Source organism: Phycisphaerales bacterium, assembly GCA_040217175.1.
In the GTDB taxonomy this organism is placed as follows: domain Bacteria; phylum Planctomycetota; class Phycisphaerae; order Phycisphaerales; family UBA1924; genus JAHCJI01.
In genome coordinates this window covers 235,111-261,871 of sequence record JAVJNT010000002.1, presented here as the reverse complement: position 1 = coordinate 261,871, position 26,761 = coordinate 235,111, and the positions used below count along the sequence as shown (strand labels likewise).

At 66.7% G+C, this 26,761-nt stretch carries 24 protein-coding genes and 1 tRNA gene; 13 read left to right on the top strand and 12 right to left on the bottom strand.

Annotated features, from left to right (window positions below):
• Positions 1-40: 40 nt before the first annotated feature.
• Positions 41-1,144: a PCRF domain-containing protein gene (locus RIA68_08170; protein ID MEQ8317414.1), complete on the bottom strand. Its 1,104-nt coding sequence runs from the start codon at positions 1,142-1,144 to the stop codon at positions 41-43.
• Between the two features lie 31 nt (positions 1,145-1,175).
• On the opposite strand from RIA68_08170, the gene RIA68_08165 reads away from it, so the two are divergent.
• The 5 genes from RIA68_08165 (at position 1,176) to RIA68_08145 (ending at position 8,225) form a co-directional block, all read left to right on the top strand.
• Complete coding sequence (locus RIA68_08165) at positions 1,176-2,522, top strand: M24 family metallopeptidase (protein ID MEQ8317413.1); 1,347 nt, start codon at positions 1,176-1,178, stop codon at positions 2,520-2,522.
• Positions 2,523-2,575: 53 nt separating this feature from the next.
• Positions 2,576-4,261, top strand: a complete 1,686-nt coding sequence (locus tag RIA68_08160; GenBank protein ID MEQ8317412.1) for a DUF1338 family protein — start codon at positions 2,576-2,578, stop codon at positions 4,259-4,261.
• A gap of 178 nt (positions 4,262-4,439) precedes the next feature.
• Positions 4,440-7,427: a CHASE domain-containing protein gene (locus RIA68_08155; GenBank protein MEQ8317411.1), complete on the top strand. Its 2,988-nt coding sequence runs from the start codon at positions 4,440-4,442 to the stop codon at positions 7,425-7,427.
• Positions 7,420-7,797: a response regulator gene (locus RIA68_08150; GenBank protein ID MEQ8317410.1), complete on the top strand. Its 378-nt coding sequence runs from the start codon at positions 7,420-7,422 to the stop codon at positions 7,795-7,797. Before RIA68_08155 ends, RIA68_08150 begins: the two co-directional genes overlap by 8 nt.
• A 17-nt stretch (positions 7,798-7,814) precedes the next feature.
• The gene (locus tag RIA68_08145) at positions 7,815-8,225 is read left to right on the top strand and encodes a response regulator (protein ID MEQ8317409.1); all 411 of its coding nucleotides are present in this window, start codon (positions 7,815-7,817) and stop codon (positions 8,223-8,225) included.
• On the opposite strand, the gene RIA68_08140 is transcribed toward RIA68_08145, so the two are convergent.
• Positions 8,223-8,295 (bottom strand) — tRNA-Ile (locus RIA68_08140). The genes RIA68_08145 and RIA68_08140 overlap by 3 nt on opposite strands.
• Before the next feature lie 122 nt (positions 8,296-8,417).
• Between RIA68_08140 and RIA68_08135 the strand changes: the two genes are divergently transcribed.
• Positions 8,418-9,365, top strand: a complete 948-nt coding sequence (locus RIA68_08135; GenBank protein ID MEQ8317408.1) for an MBL fold metallo-hydrolase — start codon at positions 8,418-8,420, stop codon at positions 9,363-9,365.
• Positions 9,366-9,367: 2 nt separating this feature from the next.
• Here RIA68_08135 and RIA68_08130 read toward each other — a convergent pair whose 3' ends face one another.
• On the bottom strand, positions 9,368-9,859 hold the full coding sequence (locus RIA68_08130; protein ID MEQ8317407.1) for a redoxin domain-containing protein: 492 nt from the start codon (positions 9,857-9,859) through the stop codon (positions 9,368-9,370).
• A gap of 80 nt (positions 9,860-9,939) precedes the next feature.
• On the opposite strand from RIA68_08130, the gene RIA68_08125 reads away from it, so the two are divergent.
• The gene (locus RIA68_08125) at positions 9,940-10,746 is read left to right on the top strand and encodes a YggS family pyridoxal phosphate-dependent enzyme (GenBank protein ID MEQ8317406.1); all 807 of its coding nucleotides are present in this window, start codon (positions 9,940-9,942) and stop codon (positions 10,744-10,746) included.
• 17 nt (positions 10,747-10,763) lie between these two features.
• On the opposite strand, the gene RIA68_08120 is transcribed toward RIA68_08125, so the two are convergent.
• Positions 10,764-11,480 carry a peptidoglycan recognition family protein gene (locus RIA68_08120; GenBank protein MEQ8317405.1) on the bottom strand — a complete coding sequence of 239 codons (717 nt, stop codon included), beginning with the start codon at positions 11,478-11,480 and terminating at the stop codon, positions 10,764-10,766.
• 158 nt (positions 11,481-11,638) lie between these two features.
• On the opposite strand from RIA68_08120, the gene RIA68_08115 reads away from it, so the two are divergent.
• Both RIA68_08115 and RIA68_08110 read left to right on the top strand, forming a co-directional pair.
• Positions 11,639-12,499 carry a DUF481 domain-containing protein gene (locus RIA68_08115; GenBank protein ID MEQ8317404.1) on the top strand — a complete coding sequence of 287 codons (861 nt, stop codon included), beginning with the start codon at positions 11,639-11,641 and terminating at the stop codon, positions 12,497-12,499.
• A gap of 33 nt (positions 12,500-12,532) precedes the next feature.
• On the top strand, positions 12,533-13,501 hold the full coding sequence (locus RIA68_08110; GenBank protein ID MEQ8317403.1) for a mechanosensitive ion channel family protein: 969 nt from the start codon (positions 12,533-12,535) through the stop codon (positions 13,499-13,501).
• Between the two features lie 20 nt (positions 13,502-13,521).
• Here the strand turns inward: RIA68_08110 and asnB are convergent, their stop codons facing one another.
• The gene (asnB, locus tag RIA68_08105; GenBank protein ID MEQ8317402.1) at positions 13,522-15,573 is read right to left on the bottom strand and encodes an asparagine synthase (glutamine-hydrolyzing); all 2,052 of its coding nucleotides are present in this window, start codon (positions 15,571-15,573) and stop codon (positions 13,522-13,524) included.
• A 26-nt stretch (positions 15,574-15,599) separates the two neighbouring features.
• Positions 15,600-16,190 (bottom strand): hypothetical protein, encoded by a 591-nt coding sequence (locus tag RIA68_08100; GenBank protein ID MEQ8317401.1) that lies wholly within the window; start codon positions 16,188-16,190, stop codon positions 15,600-15,602.
• Positions 16,191-16,499: 309 nt separating this feature from the next.
• Here RIA68_08100 and RIA68_08095 point away from each other — a divergent pair, with 309 nt between their 5' ends.
• Positions 16,500-19,643, top strand: a complete 3,144-nt coding sequence (locus tag RIA68_08095) for a PAS domain-containing protein (protein MEQ8317400.1) — start codon at positions 16,500-16,502, stop codon at positions 19,641-19,643.
• 6 nt (positions 19,644-19,649) lie between these two features.
• Here the strand turns inward: RIA68_08095 and RIA68_08090 are convergent, their stop codons facing one another.
• The 4 genes from RIA68_08090 to RIA68_08075 are packed head-to-tail and all read right to left on the bottom strand — an operon-like array spanning position 19,650 to position 21,663.
• Positions 19,650-20,069 carry a rhodanese-like domain-containing protein gene (locus RIA68_08090; GenBank protein ID MEQ8317399.1) on the bottom strand — a complete coding sequence of 140 codons (420 nt, stop codon included), beginning with the start codon at positions 20,067-20,069 and terminating at the stop codon, positions 19,650-19,652.
• Positions 20,066-20,650 carry a hypothetical protein gene (locus tag RIA68_08085; GenBank protein MEQ8317398.1) on the bottom strand — a complete coding sequence of 195 codons (585 nt, stop codon included), beginning with the start codon at positions 20,648-20,650 and terminating at the stop codon, positions 20,066-20,068. Before RIA68_08085 ends, RIA68_08090 begins: the two co-directional genes overlap by 4 nt.
• 37 nt (positions 20,651-20,687) lie before the next feature.
• The gene (locus tag RIA68_08080; protein MEQ8317397.1) at positions 20,688-21,335 is read right to left on the bottom strand and encodes a RecX family transcriptional regulator; all 648 of its coding nucleotides are present in this window, start codon (positions 21,333-21,335) and stop codon (positions 20,688-20,690) included.
• Between the two features lie 19 nt (positions 21,336-21,354).
• On the bottom strand, positions 21,355-21,663 hold the full coding sequence (locus RIA68_08075; GenBank protein ID MEQ8317396.1) for a tetratricopeptide repeat protein: 309 nt from the start codon (positions 21,661-21,663) through the stop codon (positions 21,355-21,357).
• 117 nt (positions 21,664-21,780) lie between these two features.
• Here RIA68_08075 and RIA68_08070 point away from each other — a divergent pair, with 117 nt between their 5' ends.
• Together RIA68_08070 and RIA68_08065 are read left to right on the top strand one after the other, a co-directional pair.
• Positions 21,781-22,644 (top strand): 3-hydroxybutyryl-CoA dehydrogenase, encoded by an 864-nt coding sequence (locus RIA68_08070; protein MEQ8317395.1) that lies wholly within the window; start codon positions 21,781-21,783, stop codon positions 22,642-22,644.
• Positions 22,645-22,682: 38 nt separating this feature from the next.
• Positions 22,683-23,054, top strand: a complete 372-nt coding sequence (locus tag RIA68_08065; GenBank protein ID MEQ8317394.1) for a hypothetical protein — start codon at positions 22,683-22,685, stop codon at positions 23,052-23,054.
• A gap of 204 nt (positions 23,055-23,258) precedes the next feature.
• Here the strand turns inward: RIA68_08065 and RIA68_08060 are convergent, their stop codons facing one another.
• Positions 23,259-24,161, bottom strand: coding sequence for a TerC family protein (locus RIA68_08060; GenBank protein ID MEQ8317393.1), 903 nt, complete (start codon positions 24,159-24,161; stop codon positions 23,259-23,261).
• A gap of 390 nt (positions 24,162-24,551) precedes the next feature.
• Here RIA68_08060 and RIA68_08055 point away from each other — a divergent pair, with 390 nt between their 5' ends.
• The gene (locus RIA68_08055) at positions 24,552-25,409 is read left to right on the top strand and encodes a hypothetical protein (GenBank protein MEQ8317392.1); all 858 of its coding nucleotides are present in this window, start codon (positions 24,552-24,554) and stop codon (positions 25,407-25,409) included.
• A 17-nt stretch (positions 25,410-25,426) separates the two neighbouring features.
• Here RIA68_08055 and RIA68_08050 read toward each other — a convergent pair whose 3' ends face one another.
• The gene (locus RIA68_08050) at positions 25,427-26,698 is read right to left on the bottom strand and encodes an NF038122 family metalloprotease (protein ID MEQ8317391.1); all 1,272 of its coding nucleotides are present in this window, start codon (positions 26,696-26,698) and stop codon (positions 25,427-25,429) included.
• Between the last annotated feature and the right edge of the window lie 63 nt (positions 26,699-26,761).

Sequence of the window (26,761 nt, the reverse complement as noted above, 5' to 3'; positions counted from 1 at the left end):
CCCATGGCATCGGCGCCGAGACCCCCGAGCTTCAAGGAAATCAGAGGTCGGCGAGCCGTTGCGCCGTGCGCTGTTCGATCAGTGCAGTCATGAGGGGCGTGAGGTCGCCGTCGAACAGGATCTGGCGGAGCTGGTGCTTGGCGTCGAGGCGTTGGTCGGCCACGATGCCGTCCTGGTAGCGGTAGACGCGGACCTTCTCGGACCGTTCGCCGGTGCCGATCTGACCCTTGCGGGCGGCGGAACGCTCGGCCTCGGCTTCGCGGAGTTGGCGCTCGTACAAGCGGGCCATGAGCAGACGGCGGGCCTTCTCTCGGTTCTGGTGCTGGCTCTTGCTCTCCTGCATGCGCACCTCGAGGCCCGTGGGCTCGTGCACGAGGTGGACGGCGGTAGCGACCTTGTTGACGTTCTGCCCGCCCGGGCCCTGGGAGGTCGTGACGTGCTCGGTCACGTCGTTGGCCCAGTCGATCTTGACCTCGACGGCCTTGGGCTCAGGCAGCACGGCAACGGTGGCGGTGCTCGTGTGCACGCGGCCCTGGGACTCGGTCGCGGGCACGCGCTTGACCGAGTGCACGCCGGCCTCGAAGCTGAGCTCGGCCCAGACGCCCTCGCCCTTCACGCTGGCCGTCGCCGAACGCAGCCCGCCGTGGCTCTCTCCGCCGGAGAAGTCGAGTGTCTCGAAGGACCAGCCGCGCTGGCCGGCGTACTTCTCGTACATCTCGAGGAGGTCCTTAGCCCAGATCTGGGCCTCGTCTCCGCCCGTACCGGCGCGGAGCTCGAGGATGACCGAGCCGACGAGGTTGTCGTCGCTCGACACCAGAGCGGCCTTGACGGACTCGATCTCGTCGTGTGCGTTTGCTTCGATGCGGGGCAATTCCGCCTTGGCCATCTCGGCCAGCTCGGCGTCGTCGCCCGAGTCGATGGCTTGGCGGAGCTCGGCGGCTTCGTCCACCAGGGCCTTGAAGCGTTCGTAACCCTCGACCACCGGCGCCAGGGCTGAGCGTCGGATGGAGAGGTCCCGCACTTGCTCGTGGTCTGCGAGCACGTCGGGGTCTTCGAGCTGGCGGCCGACCGAGCGGAACTGCTCGGCCAGGTCGTCGAGCTTGGCGCGGAGCGGAGGAGTGAGGCTGTCCGTGAGATTCGTCACATCGGCATCATTGGTCACTACAGTCGCTGCGATGAGCCACGACGACAAGACCACTGCGGCCCACCTCGTTGCCCGACGCCAGCGCACCGGCGAAGCCATGCTCAAACGGGCCGGCCTGGTCCTGGGCGAGCACGCCACGCCGCCCATCGTCGTGCTGGGTGCGGGCGAGATGGTTCCGGTGCCGGGCCAGCACGATCGCGTGTACCCGTTCATGGCCCACAGCGATTACTACTACCTCACCGAGCAGCAGTGTCCCGGCGGCGTTCTAGCGCTCGACCTCGCCGATGGGTCGCCGTGGCGGGCGTTCGCCCCCGAGGTCACCCAGGCCCACCGAACGTGGGAGGGTGACGTGACCTGGGAGGGTGCACCGCTGGCCGAACTCGGGCCCTGGCTCGCGGAGCGGCGCGGACGATCGGTTGCGATGCTGGGGTGCCCGATCGCCGGATACGGCGGTGGTGGCGATCAGCGATTGAGCGCGGAGCTGGCCGACGCGTTGCTCCATTCGCGCCGCGTGCTGGACGAGGTCGAGATTTCGCACATGCGCGCCGCGTGCGCCGCGACGGCGGCGGGCCACGCCTATGCCCATCGCGTGCTGACAAGCGGCGAAGCCGCGGGCATGACCGAACGGCAACTCCAGGTCGAGATCGAGGCGGCGTTCTTCCGCAACGGAGGCGACGGCACGCCTTATGACACGATCGTGGGCAGCGGGCCGAACGCGGCGGTGCTGCACTTCGCACCTGGCGATCGCGTGATCAGCAAGGGCGAGTGCGTGCTGATCGATGCCGGCGCGGCCCACCGGCGATACGCGGGCGACGTCACGCGTACGTGGCCCGTCGGACAGCCCACGCAAACGCAGCGCGACGTGATCAACATCGTGATCGATGCCGAGGAGGCGGGGCTCGCGATGTGCGTACCGGGCACCGAGTGGCACGACGTGCACCGGCGATGCAGCGAGGTCGTGCTCGATGGGCTCGTCGGACTCGGGGCGATCAAGGGCGACCCGGTGAGCCTCGTCGAGCGCGGCGTCGCGGGGCTGTTCTTCCCCCATGGGGTGGGCCACATGATCGGCCTGGGCGTGCGTGGGGCGGGTGGGCGTTTGCCGGGGCGAGCGCCCCGGAAGGGACCCGGCGGCGTGGGCGTCCGCGTCGACATCCCGCTCGAAGCGGGCCACGGGTTTACGGTCGAGCCGGGGCTGTACTTCATTCCGGGTCTGATCGACGTGGCCGAGACGCGCGAGGCGTTTGGCGACGTCGTGCAGTGGGGCGTGATCGACGCGCTCCGCAAGGAGATCCAGGGCGTGCGGATCGAGGACGACGTACTCGTCCGCGAGGGCGGGTTCGAGGTGCTGACCGAGCAGATCGTCAAGCGGCTGGATTGACGCTCCTTCGCATACCATCTGGCGGCCGTCGTTCACCACCGTCGAGGATGCCCATGCCCGCCCACGCCGACCCGATCGAGATGCAGAACCGCCTGTTTGCCGAGCTGTCGGCGATGTTCGGGCGGGAGGTGCCGCTGTACGACAAGGCGCTGGCGGTGAATGCCGCGTGCAACCGGGTGGTGTGCGACGTGCTTGCGATGCGGCACCCCGGTTTCGCCGTGAGCGATGAGGAGATCGAGCGAACGAGCGGCGAGCGGCACGGCGCGATCCGCATCGGTCGGCCCGACGAATACCGGCTCATCGCCCGGTTCTTTGCGTGCTTCGGAATGGAGCCGCACAACTTCTACGACATGACCGCCATCGGCGCCAAGAGCCAGCCGGTGATCGCGACGGCGTTCCGCTCGCCACACAAGCCCGAGCATCGCGTGTTCACGTCGCTCCTGATGACCGACTACTTCGACGAGGCGACCAAGAAACGCATCGAGGACGCGTTGGCCGATCGCCGGGTGTTCTCTGAGCGGGCGATCGAGTTGCTGGGGAAGCACGAGGCCGAGGGCGGGCTTGTCTGGGACGATGCCAACGAGCTCATCGCCGAGGCGACGGGGCGGATCTTCAAGTGGACGGGTCGGGCCCACGACCACCAGCTCTACACGGACTTGTGCGACGGCGGATTCAAGATTGCGGCCGACATCGCGTGCTTCGAGCGGCACCACCTGAACCACTTGACCCCGAACACGCTCTGCATGGACGTGTACACGGCCGCGATGAAGTTCTGCATGGGCCAGAGCGATCGGACGACCTTCGAGAAACGCGCGACGCGGTCGCTCGAGCGGATGCTTCTCATGAGCGGGAACGACTGGCTCACCCTGCACTTCAAGCACCTGGGAACGGAGCGGATCGCCGCCGCAGGCGAGGCCGACGTGGACTCGGGCATGCTGCGGACGCACGTGGGGGCGCTGGCCGACCGGTTGGCCCAGGACGACCTCGACCTGACGAGGCTGCCGCACGCGGGATTCAAGGATTTCACGGAAGGGCCGTCGGCGGACACGCCCGTGCTGCTGCGACAGGACGCCTACAAGGCGCTGACCGAGCCGGTCCTGTTCGAGGAAGCCGACGGCACGCAGATCGAGGGTTCGCACACGGCCCGATTCGGCGAGATCGAACAGCGCTTCTACGCCACGACGCCGGCCGGACGGGCGATGTACGACCAGTGCCTCGCGGCGTTCGAGGAGGCCCGCGCCGGCGAACCCGATCTCGCGCACCGCGACGAAGAAGCGTTCCTCGCGATGCAACGCAACGCGTTCGCCAGCTTCCCGGACTCGCTCGAAGGGTTACTCGAGCGCGAGCTCGTGTATGCCCGGTATGCGCCGACCGATGCCGGCCGCGCTGCCGCCGGCACGATCGAGACGACGGACGTGCGAGAGCTGGTCAGGCTCGGCTATGCCACGCGTGAGGGGTTGCGGTACGAGGATTTCCTGCCCGTGAGCGCTGCGGGGATCTTTGCGAGCAATCTGAGCCAGTACGGCACGGCTTCAACCGCGGCCAAGCGACCCGAGTACGCCCGCGAGCAACTCGAGGAGATCATGGGCAAGCGGCTCATCGATACCGACGCAGCGTACGCCAGCGTCGATGCACGCTCGCGGCTCGCAACGTACGAGGCGCTTGGCGTGCTCGAACGCCTCGGGCCCCACGAGCGCGAGCGATTGGATCGTGCCGCGGCGATCGCCCGGGCCATGTAGCGCTGCGTCGCGCCTTGAATATGAGATTTTGATCTCGTCGCGCGCGTCCGCCTTCTGGAATCTCGCATTGGGTTATACGTTTAACGTCCCCCGAAAGGGGATCGCAAGAACGTCGGTGTTTGGCGAACTTTACTGATTCCCCCAAGCGAGCGTCGAATGCCGTCGATGACTCTCTGTCATGAGCAACTCTGCCGACGACGCGCTCGAGCCAGTCCAGGACGCCCAAGCGGACGCTGATCCGTGGAGCGCGTCGCCCTGGGCGTTCCGGGTGGTTCGTCTCGCTGCAGTAGCTTCGATGGCCATCACGATGCTGGTCATGCTCGGCTGGAAGTTCGAGATCGATGCGCTCGCCAAGCAGTTCCCCGGTGTTGCGGCCATGACGTTCAATACCGCGCTTGGCCTGTGCTTGTCGGCGTTGTCACTCCTGCTGCTTGGGCTTCCCGGCCGGACACCACGGACGGCCGCGTGGCTGCGCGATGCGGCCCTGCTTGCGGCCGGACTGGCTGGCACGCTTGCAACGCTCACGATCATGGAGATGCTGACCGGCAGTGGGCTGGGCATCGACGAACTGTTCGTCATGGACTGGGTTGCGCGTGAGCATGCGACGCTCGAGACGCCCGGTCGCATGTCGCAGTCGACTGCTGTCGCGATCTTGTTGCTCGGCGTCGCGCTCGGGCTGTCGGCCGTGAGTAGCGGGCGCCGCTCACTGCGGTGGGCGTCGACCGCGACGGCCCTTCTCGCAATCTCCCTGGGCATCGTCGCCGGGGGGGCGATGCTGTTGGCCGATGACGGGCTGACGACCGTGCCGTTCTTCTCGACGATGGCTCCGCACACGTCGTGGATCGTGGTGTTCCTCGCGTGCGGCGTCGTCACGATCGAACTGGCCGGACATCGAACCTCGGTGGCGCTGCAGGCCCGATCGTCGAGCCGCGTCAAGGGCGTTTGGCTGACCATGACGGTCGTGCTGGTGTTCGCGCCCGGGGTTTCGGTGTCGGCGATGGTCGCCAAGCAGTCGTCGAGCCGCGAGCTGCGCGCAGCCGAAGCTCGGTTCGAACGGCTTTCCGACCGCATCGTTCGCGAAACCAGGCGTCGCGTGCGCCTCCCCGTCCACGGATTGAACGGCGTGAGCGGCATGTACGCGGGCAGCGAGTTGGTGACGAGGGCGGAGTTCCGGGCGTTTGTCGAGCAACGAGACCTGGAAGCCGAGTTCCCCGGCACGATCGGTATGGGCGTCATCGATCGGGTTGCCAGCGTGGACCTTGCCGCATTCGAGGCGAGCCAGCGTGCCGACGACGGGCTCGGATACGTCGTGCACCCGGAGTCGGCGCACGCCGTGCGGTATCCCATCAAGTACATCGATCCTCTGGAAAGTAACCTACCGGCGTGGGGCTTCGACGTCGGATCAGAGGCCAATCGGCGAGCTGCGGTGGAGGAGGCAATCCGCACGGGCCAGCCGATCCTGACGCGGCGCATCACGCTCGTCCAGGACGATACGCAGCAACCGGGCTTTCTACTGCTTAAGGCGATCTATCGCAACGACGCGCCCATCGACACGCCCGCAGAACGCGAGGCATCGCTCGAGGGCATCGCGTACGTCCCCATGCTGATCGAGGGCATCTTCGAGGGCGTCGTGCAGGAGGCAGAGGGCGGCGTCGAGTTTGCGATCTATGAAGGCCGAGGGATCTCGCCATCGAGAAAACTGTTCGAAGATCGCGGCATCGAGTCCGCGTCTGTGCGTCCAACGTCCACGACGCTGAACCGTCATGCCCGATTCAGTCGGACGGTCGAAGTCGATGCGGTGGGGCAGCCCTGGACGATCGAGATGGTGAGCAGCCCGGCCTTCGATGCGGCGGCGGTTTCATCCCAGAGCTCGACGGTCGCCGTCTACGGCCTGATCCTCAGCAGCGTTGCGTCACTCTTCGTGTGGCTGCTGGGCTGTGCGCGTGCCGACGCCCTCGAGCTCGCCGAGAGTAAGACGCGCGACCTCCAACGCATCACCGAACACTTGCAGCAATCCAGCGAGGTCATCGCCCGGCAGAACGTGGAACTCGGCGCGATGGCCGAGCGAGCGCACCGCGTCGTCGACGACGTATCCCACGAGTTTCGCACGCCGCTAACGGTCATCAAAGAATTCGCATCGATCATCAACGACGGTCTGGCCGGACCGGTGACCGAAAAGCAGGTCGAGTTCCTGAAGATCATGTCGGGTGCGGTGGGGGACCTCAACCACATGGTCGAAGACCTGCTCGATTCCAGCAAGCTGCGGGCCGGAAGGCTCCGCGTCGAGCGTCGCGGGCATCGGGTCGAAGACATCTTCGAGCGCGGAAGGGCCACGCTTGCCAGGAAGGCATCGTCTCGCGGCATCACCATCGAGGAACGGGTCGAAGACGGGCTGCCCGAAGTCTTCGCCGACGAAGAGAAGGTGCGTCGGGTGATCGCCAACCTGATGACCAACGCGATCAAGTTCTCCCCCCAGAACAGCGTCATTCGCCTCTCCGCGACCCGGCGCGATGGGCTCGGAGAGGTCGTCATCGGTGTGACCGACCAGGGCTCGGGCCTCTCGGTAGAGGAGATCGATTCGCTGTTCGGACGATTCCACCAGACTTCGGCCGGTCGGCGTGCGACGGCCAAGGGATTCGGGCTCGGCCTGAGCATCGCGGAAGAGCTCTCTTGGCTCAACCTCGGCCGGATCTCGGTCCAGAGCGAGCGAGGGAAGGGCGCGACGTTCTCGTTCACGGTGCCGTACAACCAGCCCGAGGCGATCCTCGATCATTACTTCAACACGATGGCTTCCATCGAGCGTCCCGAGGATCAACTCGTGCTGCTGCAGGTGCGGGCTCGCGAGCACGGGAATCCACAGGAGGTTTCTTCGTTCTTGTCTTCGGTGAGCTTCCCGACGGACCTCCTGCTTCCGGTACACGACGACGCCAAGGGGGGGGATACGAACAGCGTCACCGAGTCTTGGTGGATCCTCGGCCGGACGATGGACGTCGAGGCATGGAAGCGACGAATCCACGACGCGAGGCGGCAGCAGATCGAAGACGATGGCCTGAACGCGCCCCTCCTCGATTTCGAAACGGTCGATTCGTGGTCATATCCGACAGAATTGAACGAAGCCATGCGCGAGATTCCGCTCGTGCTGCTAGGAGCAAGGAGCTATGGCTAAGCGCGTACTCATCGTCGACGACGAGTGGTCCATCCGACAGGTCCTCGAGGCGAGGCTCGTCGCGTGTGGATTCGAGGTCCTGACCGCCTGTGATGGACCGGCGGGGATCTCAGCCGCGAAAGAAGAGCTCCCCGACGCGATCTTGCTCGACCTGAGAATGCCTGAAATGGACGGATTCGAGGTTCTTCGTCGGTTGAAGGAATCGGGCTCTGCCGGCGAGATACCGGTCATCTTCTTGACGGCCAACATCCACGACACGGCCAAGGACCGGGCGCGGGCCGCTGGCTGCGCGGGCTTCTTGACCAAGCCGTACGACGCGAGATCGGTCGTGACCGCAATCGACTTTGCGACGGGATCACACGCAGCGTAAGGAAATGGACGAACGCGATGAAGGGAGGCGGAGAAGTGTCAGACCAAGGCAGGCAATCGATTCTCCTCGTTGACAATGATCCGAGCGTGCTGCAGGCGCTCGTCGCTCGGTTGGCGAGCGTCGGTTATCGCTGCGAGTCCGCCTGTTCGGGCGGGCAAGCGCTGAGCTTGTTTCAGGCGCACGGAGCCGACCTGGTGATCAGCGACCTCAACATGCCCGGCGGCGACGGCGGGAGCCTGGCGGACAACCTGAGGCGTATCTCCGACGTACCGATCATCATCATCAGCGGATTCGCCGACGCATCGCAGACCAAGCTCGGCGACTTCAAGAACGTGCAATTCTTGAAGAAGCCGTTCGAGACATCGCAGTTGCTGGACCTCATCGACGAGGTTTTCGGCATCGAACATGCCTTCGCGGCCCAGGAATAGCCCCGCCCGGATTCGAACCGGGGACCGAGCGATTATGAGTCGCGTGCTCTAACCGCTGAGCTACGGGGCCTTGTGTGTTGGTGCGCAGACGATAGGGCAGGCCTTGGCTGGCGGGCGGCTGTACCATCGGGCGGAGGTGGCGGCATGCGCGGAGCGGTTCGTAGAACGGGGCTGGTCGGACGGGGCTTGGCCATGGCGTGGCTCGTGGTGCTCGGCGCCGTCGTCGTGGGGTGTGCGACGCGTCACACGCCAGGCTCCGCGGCGATGGACGGGCCCTACGTCATCGTCCTCGGGACGGCCCAGGACGCCGGCTCGCCGCAGGTCAACTCGCCGGCGGACCACCCGGCCCGGCTCGATCCCTCGAAGCGGCGGTTCGCGGCGTCGCTGGGCATCGTCGATCCCGCGACCGGGCGGCGGTGGCTCATCGAGGCGACGCCGGATCTACGCGAGCAGGCGTGGATGCTCAGCCGCGCGGAGCCGCAGGCCGAGACGCCGATCCGGCTCGATGGCGTGTTCATCACGCACGCGCACATCGGACACTACACGGGTTTGATGTTCCTTGGCCACGAGTCGATGGGCGCATCGGGCGTGCCGACGTACGTGGCCTCGAAGATGGCGAACTTCCTGTCAAACAACGGCCCCTGGGATCAACTCGTTCGGTACGAGAACATCGAACTGCGTCCCCTGGACGTCGACGCGCCCGTCGACTTGGGCAGCGGCGTGCGCGTGACGGCGTTCCTCGTGCCGCACCGTCAGGAGTACAGCGAGGTCGTCGGGTTTCGCATCGACGGCCCGAACCGTTCGGTCTTGTTCCTGCCGGACATCGACTCGTGGGACGAGTGGGCGGACCTGGGCGTCGACGTGCTCGAGCTCGTACGCGACGTCGATCTCGCCTACCTCGATGGGACCTTCTACGACGACAACGAGATCCCCGGCCGCGACATGAGCACGTTCCCGCATCCGCGCATCACCGAGTCGATGGATCGCCTCGATCCCCTGCCCTTCGAGCACCGCGGGCGCGTGCGATTCCTCCACCTGAACCACACGAACCCGGCGCAGTGGCAAGGAACGAAGGCCCGCAGAGAGGTCCAGCGGCGGGGCTTCCGGGTGACCGAGCGGGGCGAGGTGTTCGGGCTGTAGGCTCAGGCGAGCTGGGTAAGCAGCTCGTCGAGGTTCATCGCGTCCTTGATCTCGCGCTTCTGGACCCAGCGGACGACCGGAGCGCCGTCTTCGCCCTTGGAGACCAGCACGGTGCCGCGGCTGGAGACGTTGAGGTCGGGCCAGTAGAAGCCATAGCCCTTGGAGACCGCCCGGTGCATGTCGGCGACGAGGGTCTGCTTGAGGCCCAGGGAATCGGCCCAGGCCTTGTGAGTGAAGAAGCTGTCGCACGAGATGCCCACGACCTGGACGCCCTTGTCCTTCCAGCGGTCGAACTCGTCGTTGACGCACTGCATCTCGGTCGAGCACACGGGGCTGAAGTCCATCGGATAGAAGCACAGGGCGACGTCGCCGTCTTCGAGGGCGCTCGAGAGCGTCCACTCCTGGCTCTCCTGGTCGAGGAGCGTGAAGTCGGGCGCGGCGTCGCCGACGGCGATGGGCTCGGAACGGGCGGGCAGCTCGGTGGTCGGAGGCATGCGTGTGGGGCTCCAGGATGGTCGGGGGGAAAACGATCAGACTGCGTGTTTCGCCTCGCGGGCGCGGCGTATGCTAGGGCATGGCGATCGCAGGACCTGCTTCGACAGACGGCGACCTCCTCCATCGCTTCGCGTCGGTACGCGACCGCGTCGAGCGCGCCGCGGCGAAGTCCGGCAGGCGCGCCGAGCAGGTGCTGCTGGTCGCGGTCACCAAGTACGCAGAGCCCGACCAGATCCTCCAACTCGTCCAGGCCGGCCACCGAGACTTCGGCGAGAATCGCGTACAGCAGTTGCTCCAGCGAGCGCCGATGCTCGAAGAGCAGGCCTCACGCATGCGCGCGATGGGCGCGGCGCTCGGCGGCGATCCCGCCTCGAAGCACGAGCCCATCCGCTGGCACATGATCGGGCAGGTGCAGCGCAACAAGGCCCGGCAAGTTGCCGATGTCTGCCGGCTCATCCACAGCGTTGACAGCCTCCGCGTTGCCGAAGAACTGCAAGAGGTCGGGCTCAAGCGGGACAAGCCGGTCGAAATCCTGCTGCAGGTGAACTGCTCGGGCGAGGCCGGCAAGGCCGGGTGCCCCTCACCGGCCGTGCTGCACGTGGTCGAGCAGATCCACTCGATGATCCATCTCCGGCTCCGGGGGCTGATGACGATGGCGCCCGACGGCGAACGGGCCGAAGACAGCCGCCCCACGTTTGGGAGATGCCGCGAGCTCTTCGAGGACGTGCAGAGCGAAGGCCTGGTCGGTCGCGACTTCAACATCCTGTCGATGGGCATGTCGGGCGACTACGAGGTCGCGATCGAAGAGGGCTCGAACCTCGTCCGCGTCGGCAGCGCCATCTTCAGCGAGCCCGAGGGCGCCGGCGAAGACTCGTCAGAATCCTGACCTCGACCGCGTCTTGTTCAGGCAAAGCCCGCGATGCGCTGGCTGCGGGCCAGATCAACCTGGCGCTGGAGGGTGTCGCCCGGGCAGGCCGTGGTCGCGAGTTCGCGATGCGTGCCGATGCGTGCGGCGGGCACGCGGTAGCGGGCGCTCTCGCTCCGTACCAGCGATCGGAGCGACGCGAGCGCTGCGGGAGTGGGGCGCTCGTACATGAAGTTGCCCATCATCATGATGCCCAGGTTGTGCTCGTTCCAGTCGCGCACGTGGGCGCCCTGGAGCTGCACGGGGCGAGCGGCCCAGACCGTGCCCATTGGGTCGATGGCATAGTGGTAGCCGATGTCGGCCCAGCCATTGCCAAGGTGCGCCCGCTGGATGTCGCTCAGCCGCTGGCGAGCTTCCCCAGCAGAGCGGAAGCCCGCGGCGTCCATCGCGTCGTGGTGGATGGTGATTCGCTCGATCCGACCCATGCGGTTGGCCAGCGCGAGGGTGGGTTGCGTGCCGGTCCAGGCCGATCGCGGCATCACCCGCGGCATGCCCCCCGGCGCCGGCACGTCGATCGTCGTGCCGGGCTCGGCGTCGCGCGGGTACCCGCTGCCGAGGCGCCGCCTGCTAGGCCAGACCGGTGATGGAGGCCCCGATACGCGCGTCCGCGACGGGGCGCAGCCGACCAGAACCAGGGCGCCGAGCGCCAGGCCGCCGGAGAGGACGTGCCGCCGGGAGGGAGCATGGTCGGGCATAGACCGAGTGTATCGGAATAGGGCCTCCCTCGCGTGGAGATTCGGGCGTCGACTGGTCGGGAAGACGGCGGTAAACTGGTACCCTCATGGCGAATGGGGGGCGGGGGTCTTCGGTTTTCGGGGCCGGCTCGCGCCAACGCTGGCCCAGGGAGAAGACCATGCACGAATCAAACAAAATCCGTATCCTGACGTGTGCTGCGACCGCGGCGATGGCGACCTTCGCTCAAGCGTCGGACTTCGGCCTGCCGACCATCGAATTCCCTTACCAAGAGACATCGCCCGAGGCGGAAGGCGATCAGGGCGTTGAGGGCGTCGAAGACTCCAGCGGGCCCGCGAGCTTCTGGACCGGCTGGACCCGGTCCGTCGAGGTCGGCCTGAACGGCTCGAGCGGCAACTCTGATTCATTCGACCTTCGCGCGATCTTCGAGACCGAGCGCGAAACCGACGAACTGCGAACCCTCTTCAGGGGACGGTACCTCTACGGCGAGGACGACGGCCGTGCCTCGGAGAACGAGGCGCGGGCCCGCGGCGAGAACGACTGGAAGTACCCCGGAGAGCGCTACTTCACCTTCGTGTTCGGCGTGTACGAGTACGACCAGTTCGAGGACTGGGACACGCGGCTACAGCTCTTCGGCGGCCTTGGATACGACTTCCTGAAGGAACGGGCCCTGCTCGGCGGGGGCCAGGATCGTGCGTCGCTCACGGGCCGCGTTGGTGGCGGCGTGACGCGAGAATTCGGCGGCTCGGACGACACCTGGGTTCCCGAGGGCCTCATTGGTCTGGACTTCGTCTGGGAGATCAACGAGCGAAACACTTTTGCCGCTGGTACCGAGGTGTTCCCGGCGCTCGACGACTTCGGCGAGGTTCGGGCCGTCAGCTTTGCGTCGTACGACGTGCTGCTGGCCGAGGAAGCCGACGTCCGCCTGCGGATCGGCGTTGAGCACGAGTTCGATTCGAACTCGGGCGACGCGAAGGAGAACGACGTGAACTACTTCTTGACGATCCTGGCGACGTTCTGATCGCTCACCAATTCTCCGTGGGAGGACGAATCTATGTTGTTGCAAGATGAAGGTGCCCAGACGGCCGCGACCGAGGGCGAAGCGACCGGAGCGGAGGGCGCTCAGGGTGACGTGACGCCGCCGCCGTCGGAATTCGAGCAGGCCGCGACCGGGCTCTGGAGCAAGGTCAGCGCCGGCCAGTTCGACCAGATCACCATGGCCGAGCTATGGACGATCCTGCAGCCCATCGTGGTGGCGATCGTCCTGATCATCATCGTTCTGCTCGTGGCCAAGTGGGCCAAGAGCCTGACGATCAAGGCGATCACCAAGGCCCGCGTCGAGATTACGCTGGCCAAGTTCTTCGGCAATATCGTGAAGTGGGCCATCATGGTGATGGGCGCCGTCACGATCCTCCAGACCTTCGGCGTCGAGGCCACGAGCTTTGCTGCCGTGCTCGCGGCCCTCGGCTTTGCGATCGGTCTGGCGCTCTCGGGCACGCTGGGCAACGTCGCCGCCGGCGTCATGCTTTTGGTGTTCCGGCCCTACCGCGTCGGCGACGTCATCAACGTCAACGGCGTGACGGCGAAGGTTGACGAGATCGAACTCTTCACCACCACGTTCGATACGCCCGACAAGCGGCGGATCATCATGCCCAACAGCTCGATCTTCGGCAACACGATCGAAAACGTGTCGCACCACGCAACGCGCCGCGTCGATGTTTCGGTCGGCACCGCATACGACGCCGATATCGACAAGGCCCGCGAGACGCTCTTGGAAGCCGCCCGGAACGTCGAGGGTCGCTTGCCTGAGGAAGAGCCGGTGGTCTACCTGGGCGGACTCGGCGATTCGACGATCGACTGGTCGGTACGCGTCTGGGTGAACTCGGCCGATTACTGGGCCGTGAAGGAACGCCTGACGCGTGACGTGAAGTACGCGCTCGACAAGGCCGACATCGGCATCCCGTTCCCGCAGCGCGACGTCCACGTGCCCAACACGATCAAGGTCAGCCTCGACAAGGGCTGAGCCGGCGCGACAACCCGGAACTACGCCAATGGCTCGGCGGGTCGTAACCCGTCGAGCCATTTTGCCCAGATGCTGAGCACCAGCAGCATGTACAAACGCTGCGAGTGGTCGCGCCCGTGCCACGGGTTGATCGACCGCTCGCCGGCAGCGTCGTGCTCGCGCAGCATCTGGCGGACGAACTTCATGTTGATGCTGACGCCCGAATCGGCAAGGGCTGGGAACGGTTCGGCCGACTCCAGGTGGTCGTAGAGCAATTGCCGCAGCCCGCCGTAGTCGTCGCGGAACCACTGGCCGATGGGGATGGCGAAGCCCTGCTTGGGGCGATCGACGATGGAGGCGGGGAGGTACTGGCGGGCGACTTGCTTGAGGAGGCCCTTGCGTTCGTTGTTGGGCATGAGGACGTGATTGGGTGCTTCGATTGCTGCTTGGGCCAGCTCTGCATCGAGAAAGGGACACCGAACTTCGAGTGGGACGGCCATCGATGCGGTGTCGGTCTTGCGTAGTAGATCGCCACGAAGGTAGTAGTCGATGTCCCAGATGCGTACGTCGCGCGATCGACTCTTGAGCGTGCGAATGGCATCACCGAGCCGGTCGTCCTGCGGACCGAGCAGGCGTGACAACTCGGTTCTTGGAAAGACTGCCACGAGTTCGGCTGAAAGGCTTCCATCGCCGGTGCGTAGGGCAGCCAGCAATCTCCTCGCCTTCGAAGTTCGGGAGCGAGGATTTTGATCAGGAAACAAGGCGGGATGGACGAACCTGGAGATCGGCCGAAGCTTGTTCGCCAGCGGTCTGATCGTGTGACGGTCGTACCCCGCGAAGAGCTCGTCCCCTCCATCTCCAGCTAAAGCCACACGCACTGCGTCACCCGCCGCGCGGCAAACCCAGTACGTGGGCAAGAGCGAGCTGTCGCCGAACGGCAGACCGAGGCCCTCGATGAGGTGTACCAGATCGCGTGCTGGATCGTCGTGGCAGTCGAGAACGGCCAGCGAAGCACCAATCTGCTGGGCGGCCTCCTGGGCGTACGACGACTCGTCGTAGGCGGCATCGGGCATGCGAACGGTGAAGCACTGCATCGATCCGAGCTCGTCGAGGGCGATCTTCGTAATCAGCGATGAATCGATCCCCCCGCTCAGGAAGCAACCCAGCGGAACGTCAGCTTCGAGACGCAATGAAACAGCCTTGCGGATCAATTCTTCGAGTCGATGCGGGGTCAGAGGTTTACTCGAGGTGCCGGCATGGTCGATCCAGTGCGCCACGCCGAAGCCGCCCGGCATCGGCGTGCCATCGTCTCGGGTCGGGTCATCGGACGCGCATCTCTCTTCGACGACTGTTTCGTTGACCGTGTGGAACCGCGTGTGCCACCCGTGGCGGATCCAGCCTCGCAGGGCTGATGGTTGGATGTGCTCCGCATCTTCCAGATTTGCTCGGAAAGCGGCAGGCGCACTCGACCAAGCGAACGTAATTCCGAGCACCACGGGCAAGCGATACAGCGGCTTTTCGCCGAACACGTCTCGCAATGACTGGACGCGGCCGATGCGTCGATCCCACACGAGTGCGGCGTGCATGCTGCGGAGCCGGCGTTGGAGTTCCGACGCGTGGCCGTCCGCCTGCCCCCAAGCGCGCCACCCATGCACCAACACTTCCGTATCGCTGTGATTCGTCTCGAACTTCGCCCCCTGCTGCGTTAGCTCCGCCCGCAGCTCGTGCTGGTTGTAAATGCAGCCGTTGAAGACCACCGCCACCAGGGGCTTGTCTGAACAGAGCTCGTGCGCGAGCTTGGGTTCTTCGCCGGGCTGGTAGGTCAGGTCGGGGCGCAGGCGCTGGCCGTCGTGGACCATGGGCTGGTGGCCGCCCTCGTGGTCGAGGATGCTCAGGCGGCGGTGGACGAACGCGACGTCGACGATGGCGCCGTCGGGGCGGGTCGCCCGGTCGCGGAATCGGCCCTGGCCGTCGGGGCCGCGGTGCTTGATGCCCTCGTCGAGCACGTCGAGCCATGCCTCGGGGATGGCCTCGAGGGGGTGGGGGGCCCGGCCAGGCTCATGAATCCGCAATACGCCGGCGATGCCGCACATGGTGGGGGTTGTAGGCGAAGGTCGCCCTACACGGCCTCACGCTCGCGCTCGGCGGTCTTCTGCATCGTCCGCGGCGCGGCAGGGTCCGGCGGCGCAGATCCTGCGGCGAAGTGGTGGTCGCCCTTGAAGGTCCCTGTCCAGATGCCGCTGATGGTGTGCAGCGTGCGGGTGACGAGGATGGCCGTCACGAAGCCGTACACGAACGCCCACGAGGCCGAGACTCCGCCGAACCGCTGCAGGCCGTACATCATGCCCATCGAGACCGCCGCGAATACGGGCACGAGGATCATCCGCTCGGCCTGCACTCGACCGGCGTCCATCAGGAAGTTCTTGCGGTGGGCGGGCCGCTCGGGCTTGGGGCCCTTGCCATGGACGGCCGAAGGCTTCCAATGGTTGGCGACCCAGTGCAGCCCGAAGTAGGCGGCCACGTCGAACACGGTGTCCAGCCCGTAGGCGATGATGGTGATCAGGAGCTTCTGGTCCTTGCCCAGCCAGTCCGAGATGAGCATGACCGGGAACTTGGCCAGCGCAATGGCGATCAGCCCCGCCAGCACGAGATTCAGGTTGATGTTCAAGAGCCGGCTGCGCTGGTAGAAGCGCATGAGCTGACGAGGCATCGCCGCATGGTAGGGGCCGGTAGCCGTCGCCCGACACCGTCGAGATTCCGCCATGTCTGGGTGCTCGATCGAGCCGAGAATCGGCTTCAGTCGGCCCCGATTCGGTCCGATCATCGCTCCGGAGGAAGGGCGCCTCCCGCCTGTTATCGGGCTCGTCCCGACGGATTGATCGGAGCCGACCACGTGCATCCAAGGGGTTCCAGAATCAGGGCCGGTCGCCGCAAGGGCATCCGTGACGCCCTGAACAAGGCGCGCCGATGGCTGGCGGGTCGCCCCTCTTCGTCGGTCGACCCGAGGATGGCCGGCTGGATGGAGGACCTGGCCCGCCTGACGACCAATGCCATCGTCGTGACCGACGCCGACCGCCGAGTGCAGTGGGTCAACGAGGGATTCACCCGACTGAGCGGCTACACGCTGGACGAGATTTTCGGCCAGAACCCGGACGACGTCTTGATCGACGAACAGATCGACGCGCAGGCGAGCGCCGAGATATGCGAGCGTCTGTCCGCCGGTGAGTCCTTCCAGGGCGAGCTCCGGCTCCGCTCGAAGGACGGCAGTTCGTACTGGGTGCTCGTCGACGTGCAGCCTTGTCGCGATGAACGGGGCCACCTGACCGGGTTCATGTCCGTCCAGACGGACATCACCGAACGCAAGCAGGAGCAGATCGAGCACGAACGTGCGCTCGTCGAGCAGGCGGCGCGCACGGAAATGGCCCTCAGCGTGGGCAAGCTCGGCACCTGGCATTGGGACGTCCAATCGGGCAGCCTGACGCTGGATGACCAGTGGACCAGGTCAACGATCGACGTGCCGCCAGCCGACGCTCCGAACGCGAGGCCTTGGTCGTCGCGGATCCACCGTGAGGACGTTGGCCCGACGCTCCGGGCGCTGTCGGCCCACCTGCGAAACGGAGCGCCATTCGAGGACGTGCGCTTCCGGGCGCGCCAGCGTGGCGGCGGATGGCGCTGGATTAGCGCGTCGGGCCGCGTCGTGTCGGCCGATGCCCAGGGGCGTCCGACTCGAATGATCGGAACGCACAGCGACGTCACCGAGCAGGCTGAGGCGCAGCTGCGGCTGCGCGAAGCGATGGAAACGACCGAGCTTGCACTCGAGGCAGGTCGCATGGGCCTGTGGATGTGGGACCTGGACACGGGCGGATTCACGTTCGACCAGCGCTGGGCGGCCATGCTCGGCGAGCGCGCCGTCGACCTTCTCGACGATGCCACGACGCTCCTGACACGCGTGCACCCGGCGGACATCGTCGAGCTCGAGGGCGAGATCGAACGGCACGCCCAGGACGCTACCACGTTCGTCGACGTGCAGTACCGCGTGCGACATCGCAACGGCTCGTGGCGGTGGATGCGCCTGTTTGCGACGTCGATCAAGGCGATGGGCCGTCAGCGCGTGGACCGGATCGTCGGCATCCAGATGGACGTCCACGAGCAAGTCGAGGCCCAGGTCCGGGCGGCGCGTCGCGAGGCTCTGCTTGCCAACACGATCCGGATCACCGCGATCGGGGGCTGGGAACTCGAGGTTGAGACCGAAGAGCTGTACTGGTCGGACGAGGTCCGTCTGATCCACGAGGTGCCTCCGGACTACACACCGTCCGTCGAGCGGGCCATCGAGTTCTACGAGGGCGTTTCAAGACGAGAGATCACCGAGTGCGTCGAGCAGGGCATTCGCGAAGGAAGGCCCTGGGACGTTGAGTGCCGGATCGTGACCGCCAAGGGCAACAGGCGATGGGTCCGCGCTGTTGGTGAGCCGGTCTATGAGAACGGCAAGATCGTCCGGCTAGTAGGCGCCTTCCAAGACGTCACCGACCAGCGCGCCCAGCGCGAGGCGTTGGCGGCGTCGAATCAGGCGCTCGAAGTGGCCCAGTCGATTGCGCGTATGGGAAGCTGGGACCACGACCTGCGCAGCGACGAGGTCACCTGGTCGCGGCAACTCTTCGAGCTGTTCGACTGCGATCCGACCCAAACCACGCCGTCATCCGAGCTTGCGATCGGCTGCTACCTGCCCGCGGATGCGGAGCGACTTCACGCCGCCATCGAACTCGCGAAGACGAAGGGCACGCCGTACGCGCTCACGCTTGAGCGCCGCGAGGAGCGCAACGGCGTCCGCTACGTTGCCGTCGAAGGCCGCGCCCGCACGGACGACCAGGATCAGGTGATCGGGCTCTACGGTACCGCTCGGGACGTCACGGCCGAGGTGCAGCGCGAGGCCGAGTTACAGGAGGCCAGGCTCCGGGCCGAGGATGCCAGCCGGAGCAAGACCGAGTTTCTGGCGAACATGAGCCACGAGATCCGAACGCCCATGACAGCCATTCTGGGCTACGCGGAATTGCTGGATGATCCGACCCTTCCCGCTGGAGAACGGTCGTCGCACCTGCACACGATCCGACGCAACGGTGAGTACCTGCTCACCATCATTAACGACATCCTCGACGTTTCCAAGATCGAGTCAGGACGCATGGGCGTCGAGTCGATCGAGACGAATCCGGCCGACGTCCTCCGCGGGGTGGGCCAGCTCATGCGGGTGAACGCCGATGCGAAGTCGCTGGCGTTCTCGATGCAATGTTCGACGGGCGTGCCGGAAGTCGTCCGGACCGATCCGACCAGGCTGCGACAGATACTGGTGAATCTCATCGGCAACGCCATCAAGTTCACCCGCGAAGGCGGCGTGACCGTGTCGATGGCGTACGAGGCCGAGCTCGACGGCGGCACCATCCGTATCGAGGTCCAGGACACCGGCATCGGCATGACGCCAGAGCAGATGGACCGCGTGTTCAACGCGTTTACGCAGGCCGATGCTTCGACGACGCGTCGCTTCGGCGGCACCGGCCTCGGCCTTCTCATCAGTAAGCGCATTGCCCAGATGTTGCAGGGCGACATCGCCGTGCAGAGCCGGCCGGGCAAGGGAAGCACGTTCACCTTGTCCATCGGAGTTGGAACGGTCGAGGGCGCGTCGATGCTTCCGCCCGGTCCGCTCGAACTCCAGGAGTCATCGTTGATGCAAACATCTCGCGAAGGCGGCCAGGATGGTCCGCTGGCAGGCATGTCCGTCCTCGTGATCGAGGACGGCGTCGACAATCTCAGGCTCATCGAAATGCACCTGGAGCGCGCCGGGGCGCACGTGATGACGGCCAGAGACGGCGTGAACGGGATCGAGGCGCTGACCACGAACGGCCACGTCGACGGGCCGCTCATTTCGCCGCTGCCGGTCCAGGTCATCCTGACCGACATGCAGATGCCCAGGATGGACGGCTACACGACCACCCGGAAGCTGCGGGAGAAGGGCTGCGACGTGCCGATCATCGCCCTGACCGCCCACACGATGGACGGCGACCGAGCGCACTGCATCGAGGCAGGCTGCGATGCGTACATGGAAAAGCCGACGAACCGCGATGTGCTGGTTTCGGCGATTCGCGACGCCCTGAAGGCCCGGTCCGCGGCGTAGAGGTGCCTACTCCACCAGCGTGCAGTGGGCCCCGTCGCGCAGGTAGCGGGGCACCGATGGGTCAATGGCCAGCGACCAGTTCTCGATGCCGCCGGCGATCGACAGAGCGCCCTCGAATCCGCAGCCACGCAGCGCCAGCGCGGCCTTGATCGATCGCACGCCGTGATGGCAGAGCGTGAGGATCGGCCTGCCGTTGGCGGCGTCCTCGATGTCGTCTAGGTGGTCGTTGAGCTCGTGCAGCGGCGCGTGAACGTGGTCGGCGACGCCCGGCAATGACGCGACATCCAGCTCTTCGGCCAGGCGAACGTCGACGAGCAGCGCCTCGCCGCTGGCCATCATCTCGGCCGCACGCCTGGGCGAGACTTCGTAGCTCGGCTTGAACGGGTAGCCCGCGGGAAGGCCTTGCTCGTCGAACGAGCCGGTCACGATTGGCGGCCCTCGGCCGGACGCGAGATGACGACGCCTCCGGGCTCGCCGATCGGGCGTCCGGTGGCGGGCAGGTCGGTCCGCCACGCGTTGGGCTCGCGAGCGTAGCTGGTGTCGGGCGAGGCATCGAGGCGGTTGGGCGGCGTCTGCGTGATCATCCGCACCGGGATCATCACGAGGTCGTACGCCTGCAGGAACGGCTCGATCGCCAGGCTCTTGAGCTGGTGCTTGTTGCTGCTGCCGTATCGGTCGACGTTCAAGAGCGTGGGCAGCGTGCCGTCGTAGCGCCAGTCGCCGGTCGTGGGCAGGCGGCTCGGGGCGTAGTGGGGCGGGTGGAGCGTGAGGTCGTTCGGAGCCAGCAGGGCGATGGGCTCCCAGCCGCTGCGGTCGAGGACGTTGGCCTGCGGCGTTGCAGCGCTCATTGGCCCATCGGGGCGGTCCTGCGTCAATGCAGGCAACGGCGCGGCACCCATGATCTTGCCATAGGTGGCCTCCGTCGGGCGTTGAGCGACGCACCCGCACAGTGCGGCGAGTGAGACGCCGGCGAGACAACCGGCAGCGATTCGTGCATTCCTGGACATGGGCGATGCTATTCAGCCGGCCAGGGCGAGGGCGTCTTCAGAATCCGTCGTCGTCGACGCCCAGGATCCGCTCCACGGCCTCCGCCGCGGTCTCGGCGTCGAAGCCCCGGCGGGCCAGGGCGCCGTACAGCCGCCGCCGAGTGGCCTCGGGCGTGAGCGAGAGCGACCGCAGCCGGCGGAGCTGGGCCCGAGCGGCGTCGTCGGCCCGCTCGCCTTCCCGCGTGCTGGGGGCATGGGCGTCGAGGGCGGCTTCGAGCGCGTCGGCTCCGAGCTGCGCGCGCTCCAGGCGGTCGCGGATGGCCTCGCGCGCGTGCGGCTTGAGCTCGCCCAGGTGCTCGGCCATGTCGTGCGCGAGCCGGGCGTCGTCGATGGCCCCGCTGCGGACGAGCGCGTCGACGGCTCGATCCGCGGCGGCCTTAGGGAAGCGCTTGCCCAATCGCTCGCGCAGCTCAGTGCTCGACCTGGGCCTCACCCGCAGCAGCCTTGTAGCGGCGATTCGTGCGCCCGCCTCGGCGACGACGCGGCTGGCACGCTCTTCGAGTTCGAGCGTCCATGGATCGCCGTTGACCAGCCCGCCGTCGACCACGGCCGCGTCGTCGATGGTCGCGCCGCGGTGGTTGGGCGTCACCAGCTTCCAGCGGTTGGGGCCCCTGGGCGAAAGCGAGATGGTCTTCGGCTCGGGCACGATTCGCCCCCGTGCGGCCTCAGGCGAGCTGGGACAGGTACGCCTCGATCTCGCCGGCGGCCTTCTGGTTGCCGTCGGCGGTGGCGCGGGTGAGGCCGATGCGGAGGGCCTCGGCGGCGCGCTCGTCCTCGCCCATCGCCTCGAGCGAGCGGGCCATGTGGAAGTAGGCGTAGTGCTCGCCCGCGTCGGCCTCGATGCACCGCTCGTAGAAGCCGACGGCCTCGTCGTGCCGGCCGGCCTTGGCGTGCTCCTGGCCCAGCGAGTACAGCACGAAGGTGTCGCTCGGGTCGGCGTCGAGCATCTTGCCGAGCTGGGCGATGCGGTCCATGGGGGAGGCCTCCATGCGGGGGTGCCGATCCGGGGCTTGGCCCTATTGTTGCGACCCCGTCGGCACGGGCGCCAGCGTGGCCCGCCGGCTGTTCGGGTTCCTGAAGGAGTGTACGCGATGGCGATCGAGGCGGCTGGGATCGAGAAGGTTGGTGTGGTCGGAGCGGGTCAGATGGGCGGCGGCATCGCGCAGGTCTCGGCGGTCGCCGGTCTGGGTGTGACCGTCTTCGACGCCTCGGCCGACCAGGTCGAGCGGTGCAAGGCCACGCACCAGAAGCTCCTCGCCCGCGCCGTCGAGAAGGGCCGGATGGAGCAGGAGGACGCCGACGCCGCCCTGGGCCGCATCTCGTACGCCACCGACGTCGGCGAGCTGGGCGACCGCCAGATCGTGATCGAGGCCGTCGTCGAGAACGAGCAGGTCAAGCGCGACATCTTCGCGAAGCTCGACGAGGTGACGCCGAAGGACGCCATCCTGGCGACCAACACCAGCAGCATCTCGATCACCGCCATCGCCGCCGCCACGAAGCGGCCCGAGAAGGTCATCGGCATGCACTTCTTCTACCCCGTGCCGGTCATGGGGCTGGTCGAGGTCATCAACGGCCTGGCGACCGAGGAGGGCGTGACGAAGGCCGTGCTCGAGCTCTCCGAGCGCATGGGCAAGACGGCCGTGCCCGCCAACGACCGCGCGGGCTTCGTCTCCAACCGCATCCTGATGCCGATGATCAACGAGGCCTTCTACGCATGGATGGAGGGCGTGGCCGAGCCCGAGCACATCGACGAGATCATGAAGCTGGGCATGAACCACCCGATGGGCCCGCTGCGCCTCGCTGATTTCATCGGCCTGGACACCTGCGCCCACATCATGAACGTGCTGGCCGACGGCCTGCACAGCGAGCGCTACCGCCCGTGCCCCAAGCTCGAGCAGCTCGTGACGGCGGGACGGCTGGGCAACAAGACCAAGCACGGCGTGTACGAGTACTAGCGATGGGGTCTGGATCCGGGACGAGAGACGACTGGTGGTTGCCACGAAAAGTCGTCGAGGATCTCGGCTTCCACGAGCACTTTGATCCGGATAATCTGACCGACTTTGGACTCATCAATCGCGATGAGCACCGGATCAACGAGTTCACGGACTACCTGCTCTGCAATTACGCCAGCCTCGACGAGCAAGAGCGACACTGGTTCTTGCTTGAGATGTCCGAACTCGTGTTCTGGTCGCTCGCGGTATATATCGACGAAGTCGAGAACCCCCTGCCTGATCAGTTTCCTCGTGTCTCCGAAATCTGGCCTCTCATAGAGGGCACGCTCGCTGGCGACATGATCCAGGGTTTCGCGGGTGACTCAGCCGCGTGGTGTCACAGGCGAGCGCTGCAGTTGATGATGGGTCAATGACAGTGGTTCTTGAGCGAGCGTGGCCGGCATCACGATGAAATCGACCGTTCGTGAAGGCTGCGCGGTCAACTTCGCAGCTAGCGCAGTCTCGGTGACAGCTCTTGCCGTCTATGTCCGGCGTTGCTGGTCGCTGCAGGCCTGCCGCCGAGCCACAATCTGCCGAGCTGGGAGACGGCTCGATTGGCTTCGCGACCCGTGGCAGGACTACGCCGGCATCTGGGGCTCCTGCGCCGCCTCGGGCAGGTTCTTCTTCGCCTTGCGGTGCCCGGCCTTCATGTTGATGATCTCGACGATCAGCGCGAAGGCCATCGCGAAGTAGATGTAGCCGCGGGGCAGGTGCTGGCCCGCGCCCTCGGCGACGAGCAGGACGCCGATCAGCACCAGGAAGGCCAGCGCGAGCGTCTTCATCGTCGGGTGCTTCTGCACGAAGCGGGCGATCGGCCCGGCGAAGGCGATCATGACGCCGATGGCGATGATGACCGCCGTGGCCATGATGGCGTAGTTGCTGGTCATGCCCACGGCGGTGATGACCGAGTCCAGCGAGAACACCAGGTCCAGCAGCAGCACCTGCACCAGCACGCTGCCGAACGTCGCCGCCGCCTGCTTCTTGATGCCCGGCCGGGCGCTGGGGTCGTCCTTGTTCGCCCCGCCCTCCTCGACCATGTGGTGCAGCTCCATCGTCGCCTTGGCGATCAGGAACAGCCCGCCACCCAGCAGGATCAGGCTCTTGCCCGACAGCTCGATCTCGATCCAGGGGATTGTGTAGAAGGGCTCGTTGAGCTGGATGATCAGGAACGCGAGGGCCAAGAGGATCAGCCGCATGACCATCGCCAGGATCAGGCCCACGGTGCGGGCCCTGGCCTGCTGCTCCTTGGGCAGGCGGTTGGCCAGGATGGCGATGAAGACCACGTTGTCGATGCCCAGCACGACCTCGAGCGTCGTCAGCGTGAGCAGCGCGATGAGCCCGGCGGCGCTGAAGAAGGCGACGTTCTCGGGCGTGGAGGAGGCGGGCGCGACCGGGTCGTCGGCCAGCATCGACAGCACGGGGGCGAGGGCATCCAGGGCCGGCAGCGCGGTCGAGAAGAGGGAAGTCAGGGCGTCGGGCATGGGCGGAGTTTATCGGCCCGCTGGCACGGGCCGTGGCTCGTGAAGACGGGCGACGCCATCTGATCGATGTTTGCTCGGGAGAACCGGCCTGGCGATGCCGCCAGCGGGGGTCCTGGTCCGAGAAGGAGGGCGCAGGATCCGAGTTTTCCATGTGCGGGCGCGACTTTCACATGTGCGGGCGCGACTTTCCCATGTGTGGACGAGACTTTCACATGTGTGGGCGCGACTTTCCCATGTGTGGACGCGATCTTCACATGTATGGACGGCGTCTCGTGGGGTTCGGACGAAACCTTCTCATGAGAAGACGGCGTCTTCCCACGAGAAGCTCGCGCCGCCAGACGAGAAACTCGCGTCCCGAGGCGGGGCGCCGCCGCCGAGATAGCATCGGCCATGCACCCACGCCCCCTCGCCGCGACGCTCGTCGGCCTGGCCCTGCTGGCCGCCGGCTGCACGACCGGGCCCGACCGGCACGCCGGTCCGGGCGCGACCGGCCCCTCCCCGACGCGGGCGGCCCTGGACGCGATGGATCCCGACGCCCGCGCCGTCGCCGAGCGCGTCGTCCGCTTCGTCGGCGGTGCGGAGGCCCTCGACGGCGTCCGGACGATGGAGGTCCGCTTCGAGGGCGAGAGCGACGGGAATCCGATCGCGTTCCATCTCGCGTGGTCGAGGAGCGACGCTGGCTGGCACTTCATGCAACTCGGCCCCGACGCCGGGGTGATGGGCACCGACGGCGAGGCCTTCTGGTACCAGGACGAGGGCGAGCAGGCCGAGCTGTACGAGATCGATCCCGACGAGCAATTCGGCATGCGCGAGCAGGCAGACCAGGTGCTCGAGTTCGTCTCGTTCCCGCTCGACGTCGTCAACCCCAGCGGCAGCCACGCTGCCCCAGCGCAGCCCATGCACGCGCACGGAGAGGACGAGTTCAAGGGCCAGCGTGCGAGCGTGCTCTCGCCGATCGCGGCACCCGGGCCCGAAGACGCGATGTTCTGGCACTACTACGACCCGCAGACCGGCCGGCCCCTGGGCGTGACGCAGGGCCTGCCGAGCGAGCCGCTCTACATGGCCTTCAGCGACTGGCGCGAGGTCGAGGGCGGGTCGGGATTGAAGATGTTCCACCGCGTCACCGTCGACGGGTTCTGGCTCGGCAGCGAGGTCTTCGATCTCCGGGCGAGCTTCGTTCGCGTGAACACGCTCGACGAATCCGACTTCGAGCCGCCCGCCGACGCGGTCTTGCAGACCGACGGCTGACGCGCGTTCGACCGCCCCTAGCCGCAGCCCGCATCGAACGCGTTCTGGAACGCGAGGAAGTCGAACACGGTGAGCACGCCGTCGCCGTCGAGGTCGGCCGCCGGGTCGCCCGCGTCGAAGGCGTCCTGGAAGCACAGGAAGTCGAAGAAGTCGAGCGCTCCGGAGCCGTCGCAGTCGGCCGGGCACGCGAGCGTGATGGTCCAGCCCAGGGCGTCGAGCGGCCGCAGGTCGTTCGGGCCGAGGTACCCGGGGAAGTAGGTCTCGCCCTCGGTGATGTCGGGGTCCATCACGCCGACGGGCGGGTCGGCCTGGCGCAGGTGCGAGCCCTGCCACGGGCCGCCGTCGGCCATCGGGACTTCGGCCGCGATGAAGTCGAGGATGGCCTCGCTCTGGCCGGGCACGCCCGACGCGTCGAAGTAGACCGTGCGCGGCGTGGTCGCGAACTCGGCGAGCGTGTCGGGATTGAGGTCCATGCCGCCGTCGCTCTCGCGGAAGCGGTAGATGTCCATCGGCAGCAACGTGGCGCCGAAGAGGACGTCCACGTTCGACTGGAATCCCAGCGCGTGGCCGACCTCGTGCGCGACGACGCTGCGGAGGCAGTAGGCGTCGGGCTCGACGCCGTCGGCCGGGTCGGTGTCCCACGTCGCCGTCGAGCTCAGCGACACCGGCACCGGCGTGGGCGCCTGGCCATCGAGCAACGCTCGCAGCGCGATGCCGGTGAGCAGGCTTGCGCGGTCCTCGGTGCGCGAGCCGGCGTCGAGCCCGTAGATGACGCGCACGGACGCGGTGTCGGGCAGGCTCGCCTCGATCGCGTCGTCGGGATCCATGCCATCGATGAGCGCTGCCCGTACGTCCGGGTAGGTGAGGGAGCGATAGCTATCCCCCGCGGCCCCCAGGATCGGCAGGCCGTGGATCGTGCCGAGCGGCTCGAAGAGGATCTCGATGGTCAGCTCGACGTCGTCGGCGACGATGCCGGCGTAGAGATCGGCGATGGCGGCGAGCGCCTCGGCCGTGCCCGTGGGCGCGGCCCCGGCGACGACGAAGCGCAGCTGCAGCCCCGAGTCGATCGTTGGCGCGACCACGACTTGATCACCAAGCGACATGCCCGCCGCATGGCGTGCACCAATGGCGTCGACGATTGATTGTGGCGGGCGAACGCCGGCACACACGGGCTTGAAGACCGTGATCGTGTGCTGTTCTTGGGGGTCGTCCTCGGCTGCGAGGCTCGGTGCCCCCGAGACGAGCGAACCGGACAGGATCAAGACGGGCAAGGCAAATCGGACCTGCATGGATCGCTCCTCGACGCGCACGAACGTGGTGGCGACGATCAGAACGACGCCGCTTCCGAGCAA

Excerpts from the sequence above, each read along its gene's own strand:
- RIA68_08165 (MEQ8317413.1), top strand. The coding sequence starts at position 1,176 with ATGAGCCACGACGACAAGACCACTGCGGCCCACCTCGTTGCCCGACGC.
- RIA68_08160 (MEQ8317412.1), top strand. The coding sequence starts at position 2,576 with ATGCCCGCCCACGCCGACCCGATCGAGATGCAGAACCGCCTGTTTGCC.
- RIA68_08155 (MEQ8317411.1), top strand. The coding sequence starts at position 4,440 with ATGAGCAACTCTGCCGACGACGCGCTCGAGCCAGTCCAGGACGCCCAA.
- RIA68_08150 (MEQ8317410.1), top strand. The coding sequence starts at position 7,420 with ATGGCTAAGCGCGTACTCATCGTCGACGACGAGTGGTCCATCCGACAG.
- RIA68_08145 (MEQ8317409.1), top strand. The coding sequence starts at position 7,815 with ATGAAGGGAGGCGGAGAAGTGTCAGACCAAGGCAGGCAATCGATTCTC.
- RIA68_08135 (MEQ8317408.1), top strand. The coding sequence starts at position 8,418 with ATGGCGTGGCTCGTGGTGCTCGGCGCCGTCGTCGTGGGGTGTGCGACG.
- RIA68_08130 (MEQ8317407.1), bottom strand. The coding sequence starts at position 9,859 with ATGCCTCCGACCACCGAGCTGCCCGCCCGTTCCGAGCCCATCGCCGTC.
- RIA68_08125 (MEQ8317406.1), top strand. The coding sequence starts at position 9,940 with ATGGCGATCGCAGGACCTGCTTCGACAGACGGCGACCTCCTCCATCGC.
- RIA68_08120 (MEQ8317405.1), bottom strand. The coding sequence starts at position 11,480 with ATGCCCGACCATGCTCCCTCCCGGCGGCACGTCCTCTCCGGCGGCCTG.
- RIA68_08115 (MEQ8317404.1), top strand. The coding sequence starts at position 11,639 with ATGCACGAATCAAACAAAATCCGTATCCTGACGTGTGCTGCGACCGCG.
- RIA68_08110 (MEQ8317403.1), top strand. The coding sequence starts at position 12,533 with ATGTTGTTGCAAGATGAAGGTGCCCAGACGGCCGCGACCGAGGGCGAA.
- asnB (MEQ8317402.1), bottom strand. The coding sequence starts at position 15,573 with ATGTGCGGCATCGCCGGCGTATTGCGGATTCATGAGCCTGGCCGGGCC.
- RIA68_08100 (MEQ8317401.1), bottom strand. The coding sequence starts at position 16,190 with ATGCCTCGTCAGCTCATGCGCTTCTACCAGCGCAGCCGGCTCTTGAAC.
- RIA68_08095 (MEQ8317400.1), top strand. The coding sequence starts at position 16,500 with ATGGAGGACCTGGCCCGCCTGACGACCAATGCCATCGTCGTGACCGAC.
- RIA68_08085 (MEQ8317398.1), bottom strand. The coding sequence starts at position 20,650 with ATGTCCAGGAATGCACGAATCGCTGCCGGTTGTCTCGCCGGCGTCTCA.
- RIA68_08075 (MEQ8317396.1), bottom strand. The coding sequence starts at position 21,663 with ATGGACCGCATCGCCCAGCTCGGCAAGATGCTCGACGCCGACCCGAGC.
- RIA68_08070 (MEQ8317395.1), top strand. The coding sequence starts at position 21,781 with ATGGCGATCGAGGCGGCTGGGATCGAGAAGGTTGGTGTGGTCGGAGCG.
- RIA68_08060 (MEQ8317393.1), bottom strand. The coding sequence starts at position 24,161 with ATGCCCGACGCCCTGACTTCCCTCTTCTCGACCGCGCTGCCGGCCCTG.
- RIA68_08055 (MEQ8317392.1), top strand. The coding sequence starts at position 24,552 with ATGCACCCACGCCCCCTCGCCGCGACGCTCGTCGGCCTGGCCCTGCTG.
- RIA68_08050 (MEQ8317391.1), bottom strand. The coding sequence starts at position 26,698 with ATGCAGGTCCGATTTGCCTTGCCCGTCTTGATCCTGTCCGGTTCGCTC.